The organism is Micromonospora sp. D75, assembly GCF_018070405.1.
Lineage (GTDB): Bacteria > Actinomycetota > Actinomycetes > Mycobacteriales > Micromonosporaceae > Micromonospora > Micromonospora chalcea.
This window is the reverse complement of the sequence record NZ_JAGPXV010000152.1, coordinates 1-10288: the sequence shown is the minus strand read 5'-3', so window position 1 is coordinate 10288 and position 10288 is coordinate 1. Positions and strand designations below refer to the sequence as shown.

At 73.6% G+C, this 10288-nt stretch carries 10 protein-coding genes and 1 pseudogene; 4 read left to right on the top strand and 7 right to left on the bottom strand.

The window, feature by feature from the left end:
- From KBX39_RS12085 to KBX39_RS12065, 5 genes and pseudogenes are all read right to left on the bottom strand, one after another.
- Positions 1-274: pseudogene (locus KBX39_RS12085) on the bottom strand (ATP-binding protein); the annotation flags it as partial.
- A gap of 145 nt (positions 275-419) precedes the next feature.
- Positions 420-1622: an alanine--tRNA ligase-related protein gene (locus KBX39_RS12080; RefSeq protein WP_210870493.1), complete on the bottom strand. Its 1203-nt coding sequence runs from the start codon at positions 1620-1622 to the stop codon at positions 420-422.
- Between the two features lie 434 nt (positions 1623-2056).
- A complete protein-coding gene (locus KBX39_RS12075; RefSeq protein ID WP_247660113.1) occupies positions 2057-3403 on the bottom strand; it encodes a glycosyltransferase family 4 protein in 1347 nt (448 codons plus the stop codon).
- Positions 3404-3589: 186 nt separating this feature from the next.
- Positions 3590-4729: an acyl-CoA desaturase gene (locus KBX39_RS12070; protein WP_043324718.1), complete on the bottom strand. Its 1140-nt coding sequence runs from the start codon at positions 4727-4729 to the stop codon at positions 3590-3592.
- 14 nt (positions 4730-4743) lie between these two features.
- Positions 4744-5835 carry a ferredoxin reductase gene (locus KBX39_RS12065; protein WP_210870490.1) on the bottom strand — a complete coding sequence of 364 codons (1092 nt, stop codon included), beginning with the start codon at positions 5833-5835 and terminating at the stop codon, positions 4744-4746.
- An 83-nt stretch (positions 5836-5918) separates the two neighbouring features.
- On the opposite strand from KBX39_RS12065, the gene KBX39_RS12060 reads away from it, so the two are divergent.
- From KBX39_RS12060 to KBX39_RS12045, 4 genes are all read left to right on the top strand, one after another.
- Positions 5919-7142, top strand: a complete 1224-nt coding sequence (locus KBX39_RS12060; RefSeq protein ID WP_210870487.1) for a CdaR family transcriptional regulator — start codon at positions 5919-5921, stop codon at positions 7140-7142.
- A gap of 106 nt (positions 7143-7248) precedes the next feature.
- Positions 7249-8244 (top strand): nitroreductase, encoded by a 996-nt coding sequence (locus KBX39_RS12055; RefSeq protein WP_069090147.1) that lies wholly within the window; start codon positions 7249-7251, stop codon positions 8242-8244.
- Between the two features lie 31 nt (positions 8245-8275).
- Positions 8276-8632 carry a hypothetical protein gene (locus tag KBX39_RS12050; RefSeq protein ID WP_247660112.1) on the top strand — a complete coding sequence of 119 codons (357 nt, stop codon included), beginning with the start codon at positions 8276-8278 and terminating at the stop codon, positions 8630-8632.
- A 363-nt stretch (positions 8633-8995) separates the two neighbouring features.
- Positions 8996-9166 carry a hypothetical protein gene (locus KBX39_RS12045; protein ID WP_013285860.1) on the top strand — a complete coding sequence of 57 codons (171 nt, stop codon included), beginning with the start codon at positions 8996-8998 and terminating at the stop codon, positions 9164-9166.
- Positions 9167-9219: 53 nt separating this feature from the next.
- Here KBX39_RS12045 and KBX39_RS12040 read toward each other — a convergent pair whose 3' ends face one another.
- Positions 9220-9483, bottom strand: a complete 264-nt coding sequence (locus KBX39_RS12040) for a hypothetical protein (RefSeq protein ID WP_222948895.1) — start codon at positions 9481-9483, stop codon at positions 9220-9222.
- A gap of 32 nt (positions 9484-9515) precedes the next feature.
- On the bottom strand, positions 9516-10288 hold a 773-nt coding region (locus KBX39_RS12035; RefSeq protein WP_247660111.1), incomplete at its 5' end, for an asparagine synthase-related protein.

Here is a 10288-nt window from a genome sequence, read left to right as displayed (position 1 = left end):
GCACGCCGACCGGCCCGGCCAGACCGAGAGCGAGCAGGCCCGCCGGGCTGCTCTCCACCCGCAGGTACGCCTCGAAGCGGTGCGCCGGCTGCCCGTCCGCGGTGTCGGCGCGCACGGTGCAGAGCACCTCCCGCACCGGGGCCGGGAAGTCGCCGTCGACCAGCAGCTCCACCGGCCCGTCGACGGCGGCGGCGAGCAGCCCCGCCGCGTCGGCGATGCGCACCTCGGCGCCGAGCAGCGGCACCGTCTCCTCGTCCGGCCGTACCTCGGTCATCGGCAGCCCTCTCCTCACGGCGGCGTCCGCTTCCCTCGCGTGGCGTCCGCCTCCGAGTCTGGCACCGGCCCGACCGGGCGGCCACCGCTGAGCCGGCTGCTGCTCCCCGGCTGGTGCCCGCCCGGCCCGCTCCCCCGGCCGCTGCTCAGCTCGTCTCGGCGAGCAGGCCGTCGACCAGGTCGCGGGGCAGCCCGTGGGTGTCGTGCAGCCAGTGGTAGTCGCGCTCGGTCAGCGGGCCACGCTCCCGTACCCGGTCCACGAGCGGCCGTCCGCGTCGCAGCAGCCCGCGGAAGCGGCGCTCCTCGTCCACCAGCGTGGCGTGCAGCGAGCCGACGTCGACCGGTCGCTCGCCGGGCGGCGTGCCCGGATCGGGCAGCTGACGGAAGCGGCGCAGCGTGTCCGCGTACAGCTCGGGCGGCAGCCCGTCGAGGGTGCGCGCCGGGTCGTCGCGCCACAGCACGGTGAGCGCGCGGCGCAGCAGCCGCCGCAGCACGTACCCGCGGCCGGTGTTGCCGGGGCGTACCCCGTCACCGAGCACGACCACCGCGGACCGCAGGTGGTCGGAGACCACGCGCAGGTCCTCGTCGCGCAGGCCCCAGTTGCCTACCGCGTCCACCCACCGGCGCAGCCCGTCGCCGGTGAACACGGACCGGTCGCCGCGCAACACCATCTCCAGCCGTTCCAGGCCCATGCCGGTGTCGATGCTGGAGTGCGGCAGCGGCGTGAGCCGCCCGTCGGGGTGCCGGTGGTAGCGCATCTGCACGTGGTTCCACACCTCCACCCACCGCGCGTCGCTGCTGGGCGTGCCGGTGGGCGGGCCGTCGCCGGTCCACACGAAGATCTCCGAGTCCGGTCCGCAGGGGCCGGTCGGGCCGTTGGACCACCAGTTGTCCTCGCCCAGCGGCTCCACCGGCACGCCGAGCCCGGTCCAGGTGTCCCGCGCGGTGTCGTCCGGCCCTTCACCGTTGCCGCCGCCGAAGACCGTGGCGTGCAGCCTCTCCACCGGGATGCCGAACCCGTCGGTGAGCAGGTCGAAGCCCCAGCGCAGGCTGGTCGCGATGTCGTAGTCGCCGAGCGACCAGGAGCCGAGCATCTGGAACACGGTCAGGTGCGTGTCGTCGCCGACCTCGTCCAGGTCCGTGGTGCGCAGGCACCGCTGCACGTTCGCCAGTCGCCGCCCGCCCGGGTGCGGGCGCCCCAGCAGGTACGGCGTGAGCGGGTGCATGCCGGAGGTGGTGAACAGCACCGGGTCACCGGGCGGCGGAACGAGTGAGCTCTCCGGCGCACGCTGATGGTCGTGCCGGTGGTAGTGGTCCAGGAACGTCCGGGTGATGTCGTCGGGTGTCATGGCGGGTGCCTTCCGGGTACGGGTGACCGGACGGCCCGCCGCGCGTTTCACGGCGTCGACACGACGACGCCGGCGGACCGTTTCCGGTCGCCGGCGTGGGTGTGGGGCAGGTCAGGCGGCGGCAACCGGCGAGCGGGAAGCTCGCGCGGCCGCGGCGGTAAGACTGCGCCTGCTCTGCATACACCGACGCTAGCCCGGCCGCCCCTGTCCCGCCCACCCCTTTTCCGGGGCATCCCCGCCCTCGCGCCCGCCCGCCCTCGCATGATCAACACCACTCCCCCGAAATGGCGGGGTCGGCGCCCCTCGGATCCCGCCACTTCGCCGAGCTGGAGTTGACCATGCCGCCCCCGGGGTGCGGGTGGAACGCCATGGGTGTCAAAACGGGCCGGAGACACCCATGGTGTTCCACCCGGGCGGGCGGTGGGCGGTGGGCGTCAGCGAATGGGGGTGAGCAGGCGGCGGTAGAGGGCGTCGAGGCGTTCGGCCTGCGCCTCCCACGTCCACCCCGGGAGCGGGGAGTCCTCACCCTCGTACGCGGCGCGGTAACGGGCCGGATCCGCGAGCACCGCCCGCACGGCATGGGCCAGGTCGGCGGCGTCGCGGGCACGGAACACCTCGCCCTGCCCGGTGGCCCGGACCGTCTCGGCCATGGTGCGGACGTCGCTGACCACGATCGGCAGCCGCGCGTGCGCGTACTCGAAGAACTTGGTGATCAGCGCGATCTCGTGGTTGGGCCAGTGGTGCAACGGGATCAGCCCGATGTCGGCGGTGGCGAGGAACGCGACGAGCTGGCGGTGCGGCACGTACGGCAGCACGTGCACCCGGTCCCCCACCCCGTGCCGGGCCGCACGGGCGACGACCTGGCGGACGTAGGCGGCAGCCGGGTCGGCGACGACAAGCGCCAGGTGTACGCCGGGCAGCAGCGGCAACGCCTCGACCACCGTGTCCACGCCGCGCTGCACGGCCATCGCCCCGCTGTAGACCAGCAGCGGCGTGTCCGGTGGCAGACCGCAGCGCTTCCGCAGATCGGGAGCGGATGTCTCCGTGGTGGCGGCGATCGGGGCGTTGAGGATCACGGTCGGGCGTTCGGGCAGGGCGTGGTCGCGTACCAGCAGGTCGGCAAGGGTGTCGGAGACGGTGACGACCGCGTCGGCGTGACCGACGTACTCGCGGACGTAACCGAGGTGGGCGGGCAGCCAGCGGGCGTTGTCCCGACGCGGCCGCGCCCCGGGCAGCCACTCGTGCGCGTCCCAGATCAGCTTGACGTCACGTCCGGCGGCGCGGGCGCGGTCCACGGCGCGGGCGGCGACGCCGAGCATCCGGAAGTCGTGCGCGTGGATCAGGTCGGGGCGCAGGTCGTCGACGACCGGTCCGGCGACCCGTTCGTAGTCCCAGAGGCCCGGCTCCAGCCGCCGCCAGGCCCCGTCGCGCAGCCGGGCCCGCCAGAAACGGACCTCGGCGTGCTCGACGGGCCGGCGGGCCAGCCGCGCCGCGCGCAACGGCAGTCCGCCCCGGGCCACCAGCCGAGCCCGCAGCCCGGAAACGCTGCGCAGCCCGGACACGCCACGCAGCCCGGAGCCGTCGCGTGAACCAGCGTCACGGCCCGAGGCGGCAACGGCGGCGAGCGGCAGGACGCGTACCTCGGCGTCGCCGAGCCGCCAGCGGCGTTCGGCGTCGACGTGGGCGCAGCCGATCAGCGTGACGTCCCAGCCGGCGTCGGCGGCCGAGCGGGCCGTCTTCTGTACCCGCGAGTCACCCTCGACCGCGTTGTCGACGAGCATGACCACGCGCCGCATCGGCGTTCCACCCCTTCCCCCGTACGCCCGCAACGGGCGCGAGTGTACGGGGACGCGGGGCTGTCAGGACGGCCACGAAGACCGCTCTGAGCTGCGCGGATACCGACTGTGCAGCGGCTGGTCGGGTGCCGGCCGGTGGAAGTTCACCGGCCGTGCACCGAACGGCCCCGGTCAGGCCGTGCCGGAGGAGACCAGCGGGGCCGGGGCGACCGGCTGCCGGCTGTCGTTGCGGTTGGGCAGCGACAGGCGGATGACCTTCCACCACGCGGAGGCGACCTGCTTGGGCAGCGGGCCGGTGGTGTAGTGCAGGCCGTACCTGTCGAACAGCGCGCGTACCTGCGGCGCGATCTCCTGGTAGCGGTTGCTGGGCAGGTCGGGGAAGAGGTGGTGCTCGATCTGGTACGACAGGTTGCCGGTCATGATGTGCAGCAGCCGGCTGCCGCTGATGTTGGCCGAGCCGAGCATCTGGCGCAGGTACCACTCGCCGCGCGTCTCGCCCTCGATGGAGGTCTTCTCGAACGTCTCCACGCCGTTCGGGAAGTGCCCGCACATGATCACCGAGTGGCTCCACACGTTGCGCAGCAGGTTCGCGGTGAACGTGGCGGCGAGCGTGGTCAGGAACGACGGGCCGGACAGCAGCGGGTGCACCACGTAGTCCTTGAGCACCTGGCGGCGGATCTTGCGGCCGACGGCCCGGGCCTTGGCGCGGAACTTCGGGTCCTTGAGCTTGCGCTGCTTGAGGTGGTCGCCGAGTTCCATGTCGTACGCGGCGATGCCGTACTCGAAGAACATGGCGTTGATCAGGTTCCAGAGCGGCTGGCCGAGGTGCATCGGGTGCCACGGCTGGTCCTCGTCGACGCGCATGATGCCGTACCCGAGGTCGTTGTCCTTGCCGACGACGTTGGTGTAGCGGTGGTGCAGCTCGTTGTGCGACTGCTTCCACTGGTCGGCCGGGGAGACGTGGTCCCACTCCCAGGTGGTGGAGTGGATCTTCGGGTCGCGCATCCAGTCCCACTGGCCGTGCAGGACGTTGTGCCCGATCTCCATGTTCTCCAGGATCTTGGCGACCGTGAGGCCGGCCGTGCCGACGATCCAGGCCGGCGGGAACAGCGAGAACAACAGCACCGCGCGACTACTCATCTCCAGTGTCCGCTGGGTCTTGACCACCTTGCGGATGTAGCGGGCGTCCCGCTCCCCCCGGTCGGCGAGGACCCGGTCCCGGATCGCGTCCAACTCCTTGCCGATGATCTCGATGTCCTCGGCGCTCAGGTGGGCGATCGGGTTGACGGCCTTCTTCTGGATGACGGTCACGTGGGTGGCTCCTGTCAGAGATCGATGTCGCAGGTACCGGCGGCGGCCGACACGCACGTCTGGACGAGCACGCCGTCCCCCGGTACGGCAGTGGTGACGTCGCCGTTGCGCAGGTCACGGACGGCGCCCTGGCGCAGCGGTACGACGCAGCCGAAGCAGATGCCCATCCGGCACCCGGAAGGCATCAGCACTCCGGCGTTCTCCCCCGCGTCGAGCAGGGTGGTGGCGCCGTCGGACTCGACGGTCACCCCTGCTCCGGTGAAGGTCACCGTGCCTCCCTCGCCCGGCGTGATCACCGTCGGGCGGAACCGCTCGGTGTGCAACCGTTCGACGAGGCCGTTCGAGGACCAGTACCCCTCGACCGCGTCGAGCATGCCGATCGGGCCGCAGGCCCACGCCTCGCGGTCGAGGTGGTCGGGCACCAGGGCGGCGAGTTCGGCGACGTCGAGCAGGCCGTCGGTGTCGGTGTGCCGCTCGACCAGCCGCAGCGCGCCGCGGTCGGCGAGCGCGCGCAGTTCCGTACCGAAGATGACGTCGTCGCGGGTGGGCGCGGAGTGCACGAGCACCACGTCGGCCCGGTCGGCCAGCCCGGAGCGCAGCATCCCCATGACCGGGGTGATGCCGCTGCCGGCGGTGAGGAACAGGACCCGCTCGGGCGTCGCGCTCGGGAGCACGAAGTCCCCCTGGGCCTGGTCGAGGTGGATCAGCGTGCCGGGCCGGAGCCGGCGTACGAGGTGGTTGCTGACCTTGCCGTCGGGGATGGCCTTCACGGTGACGCTGATCCGGCCGTCGGCGGCGTCCGGCGCGGAGGTGACCGAGTACGCGCGCCACTGGCGCACGCCGTCGACGTCGACGCCGAGGCGGATGTACTGCCCGGGCAGGTGCCCCTGCCAGGCGCGGCCGGGCTGGATCACCAGCGTGGCCGCGTCCCGGGTCTCCGGGCGGACGGCGACGATCCGGCCGCGCAGCGGGGCGCCGGCGCGCAGCGGCGCGATCAGGTCGAGGTAGTCGTCGGGCAGCACCGGCGTGGTGACCGCTCCGGCCAGCCGCAGCAGCCTGTTCCGGAAGGTGACCTTCTGAGGGCGGCGGGAGGCAGTTGTGGTCATATGACCAGCGTGACCGCCCGATCGCATAACATCTTGACCAGCAAAGGTGAAAAGGTCGCGGGTTTTTGTTCGGAGGGAACAACATGACGTTGGAGGCCGGCACTGGGCAGCGCGCCGCGCACCTCAACCTCGAGGCCGGCATGGCCGCGACGCTGCGCGACCGGCTGCCGATGGTCGCCGAACGGACCGTCTCCGCGATCACCGCCGAGGTGCCGGACTACTCCGGCGCGCTCACCGGCGCCATGCGGGCGAAGATCGAAAACGCGGTACGCATCGCGCTCGGCACGTTCCTCCAGCTCATCGAGGGTACCCAGGCGTTCGACCCGAGCACTCCCCTGGCCCCGGCGCTGGAGGCCGCGTACGCGCTGGGCAGCGGTGAGGCCCGCTCGGGGCGCAGCATGGACGCGCTGCTGGCCGCGTACCGGGTGGGCGCCCGGGTGGCCTGGCGTGAGGTGTCCACCACGACGGTGCGCAGCGGGCTCGCCGCCGAGACGGTGGCCGAGTTCGCCGAGCTGATGTTCGCGTACATCGACGAGCTGTCCGCGGCGAGCGTGGCCGGGCACGCCGACGAACTGGCCAGCGCCGGCCGGATGCGCCGCCGCAGCCTGGAACGGCTCACCCAGCAACTGCTGGCCGGTGAGCCGGAGGAGTCGCTGCGGCGCAGCGCGGAGCGCGCCGACTGGCCGCCGCCGCAGACGCTGACGGTGGTGCTGCTGCCCCGCCGGCACCTGCGCGCCGTTCTGGCGCTGCTCAGCCCGCACACGCTGGAGAGCGGCGAGGACCTGCCCGGCATGAACCCGGTCGAGGAACTGGCCGTACTGCTGGTGCCGGACATGCACGGCGGCCGGCGCCGCCAGCTCACCCGGCTGCTGCACGGGCACCGGGCGGTGCTCGGCCCGGCCCGCCCCTGGCACCGGGTCGCCGCGTCGTACCAGCGGGCCACCCGGGCGCTCGCGCTCGGCCTCGGCGAGCCGGACGCCGGACCGGTCGACACCGAGCGTCACCTGGCCACGCTGCTGCTCAGCATGGACCCGGAGGCCCTGGCCGACCTGCGCGCGCAGGCCCTCGCGCCGCTGGCCGCGCTGCCCCCGGCCACCGCGCACCGGCTGGCCGAGACGCTGCGGTCGTGGCTGCTGCACCAGGGACGCCGCGACGACGTGGCCGCCGACCTGTTCGTGCATCCGCAGACCGTCCGCTACCGGATGGGCAAGCTCCGTGAGCTGTTCGGCGACCGGCTGCTCGACCCCGCCGCCGTCCTCGACCTCACGATCGCGCTGGCCGTACCCCCGGAGGCGGACGCCGCCTGACGCCGCGCCGGGGCGCACGGCCCGGTGCGGCCGGGACCTCCGGCCCTGTCCGGCCGCGACGGCGGCGGGCAGGGTCGGAAGGGGACGAGCAACCAGGAGGGCCGCCATGAACAGCACACCGACCCGCACCGGCCAGGACCCGAGGGTACGGGTGCTGGAGGCGGCCGCCCGGCAGTCCCTGCACGCCCCGTCGGTGTTCAACACCCAGCCCTGGCGCTGGCGGATCACCGCCGACGCGCTGGAGCTGCGCGGCGACCCGGATCGGCAGCTCACGCACACCGACCCGGACGGCCGGTTGCTGATGCTGAGCTGCGGCGCCGCCCTGCACCACGCGCGCGTGTCGCTGGCGGCGTTCGGCTGGGCGGCGGTGGTCGAGCGGCTGCCCGACCCGTCCGACCCGTCGTTGCTGGCCCGGATCCGCACGACCGGCCCGATCGACCTGGACGTGCCGGCGGGCCGGCTGGTCGACGCGATCCCGCGCCGCCGCACCGACCGGCGGGCGTACGGCGACCGGCCGGTGCCGGAGGCGGTGCTGGCCCGGCTCGGGGACGCCGTCGAGGCAGAGGGCGCCCACCTGCACGTGGTCCGGCCGGACCAGATGCCGATGCTCGCCGTGTCCACCGGCCGCGCCGCCGAGGCGGAGCTGGCCGACCCCGCGTACCGGGAGGAGCTGAACCGGTGGACCAACCGGCCGGCGGGCAGCGGCGACGGCGTGCCCGCAGCCACCGCCGTGCGGCCCTCCCCACGGCGGGTGCCGCTGCGCGACTACGCGCCCGGCGGGGCGGCCGGCCTCAGCGCGGGCACGGACTTCGACCGCGGCGCGGCGTACCTGATCCTGTTCGGTGAGGACGACGAGCCGGCCGCCTGGCTGCGCGGCGGCGAGGCGCTGTCGGCGCTGCTGCTCACCGCCACCGCCGAAGGGCTGGCCAGCGCGCCGCTCAGCGACGCCGTCGAGCTGGCCTGGCCGCGCCGGATGATGCGTGACCTGCTCGCCGGCATCGGCAGCCCGTACCTGATCGTACGCGTCGGCTGGGGCCCGGAGGCCGAGCTGCCGCCGGCGCCCCGCCGCGCGCCGGGCGACGTCATCGAGGTGGTGGACTGACTCCGGCCTATACGACTTCGATGCCCGCCGCATGTGGCTGATCGACCTGGACGAGTACCGGCGGGGACCGCTCGTGCTCGACTCCGGCCGGCTGCCCGGGTCCCGCCGCTACCTGCCGCCGGAGGAGCTGACCCTCGGCGCGACCGTCGACGACCGCCTCACGGCCCACGCGCTCGGTCGCACGCTTCGCCACCCGCTCGACGGCCTGTCCGGCTGGCGCGGCACCACCGCGGAACGCGCGGTCGTCGCCCGGGCCACCCGCGCCGATCCGGCCGCGCGGCACGCCACCGTGGCCGCCCTGATCGGCCCCTTCGGCGACCCGAGCCCAGGCCAGGTGGTGACTGTCCGTCACCCCGATCCCGATGCAGCGCATCGTCACATTCAGTGATGGGCGGTTTCTGGGGCGAATGCACCGCCTTTCCGCGCACGCTGCGTCTGAGCAGCCAAAATGCTCAACTGGTCGCTGACGATGCTGTTGCCTCTCCGCCGACTTTGCTCTGCAGCCTCATACGCGGTGGTAGCCGTGAGTCACCGTCGCGTCGATGGCTGCAGAGCAAAGTGGCCCGAGGTCAACCATGCGGGCTCAGCTTTGGCACTACCGTACGTGACGGCGAGGGGGTCGACATGTCGGGACGACCAGGGCCGGGTGCGGGGCGGCCGTCGGGCGGAAACCCGCTCCCGGGACCCGTCCGGCGCATAGCGTGGGGCGAGGTGGCCTGCCCGGGGCGCCGGTGAGCGGAGGGAGAACGCGGTGACTGAGCCGGAGGAGGAGCAGGAGAAGACCCGCAAGACCGATCGGGTGCTGTTCTCGCCCGACGGCGACCCGCACCACACGCTGGCCGAGGCGCCCCAGCCGGACGAGCACCTCCCGCCCACCGTCACCCGCGACGGCCACACGGACGTGCTCGACGACGAGCAGTGAGCGCACGAACCCGCCCGGCCGGCCGGGCGGGTTCCAGCCACGGAGGGGCAGCCTCAGACCGGCGGGATGCCGGAGCGGCCGATGTCCGACATGTCGTCGCCGATCTCGGTCCGGGTGCCGGCCACCGGCCCGGCGGTCGCCCCCGTCCGGTCCTCGATGCAGGCTTCACCCAGCCCGTGCATCAGCTCACCCACCGCGGCCAGCGCCGCGCCCTTGTCCGGGCAGGGCTGCCCGGTGGCGAGCACCCGACCGTCGCCGCCGACCACGGTGAACCCCACGGTGCCGTCGGCTTCGCTCTCGATGACGAACTTCACCATGCTCCTCTCGCCGCCCCGGGCCGGGCGGCCCTTCAGCTCACGCCGTGCGACTGCAGCCACAACTCCAGCAGGCCCAGTTGCCACAGCTTGTTGCTGCCGGCGGCGGCCTGCGCCCGGTCCGGCTCGGCCAGCAGCTCGTCGACGTACTCCCGGCGGAACAACCCGCGCCGGCGTGCCTCGGGCGCGCTGAGCGCCTCGACCACCAACTCTCGCACGGGCCCGTCGACGTTGCGCAGCGCCGGCACCGGGAAGTAGCCCTTGGGCCGGTCGATGACCTCGGCCGGCAGCACTTCCCGGGCCACCTCCTTGAGCACGCCCTTGCCGCCCTGGGCCAGCTTGTGCTCGGGCGGGCAGGCCGCGGCGAGCGCCACCAGGTCCTGGTCGAGGAAGGGCGTGCGCACCTCCAGTCCCCAGGCCATGCTCATGCTGTCGACGCGTTTGACCGGGTCGTCGGGCAGCATCAGGTGCGTGTCCAGGCGCAGCACCGCGTCCACGGCGGTCTGCGCGCCGGGCGCGGCCAGGTCCGCGGCGACCAGCTCGCCGCTGGCGTCGCGCTCACAGGTGTACGCGGGGTCGACCACCCGGTTCAGCTCGGCGTGATCGCGGTCGAAGAACGCGGCGGTGAACTCGGCCGCGGCGTTCTCCCGCGCCGCGTCGGCGAGCCGGTGGTGGTAGCCGTAGCCGGCGAACACCTCGTCGGCGCCCTGGCCCGACTGCGCCACCTTCACGTGCCGGGCGACCTGCTCGGAGAGCAGGTGGAACGCCACCACGTCGTGGCTGCCCATCGGTTCGGTCATGGCCGCCA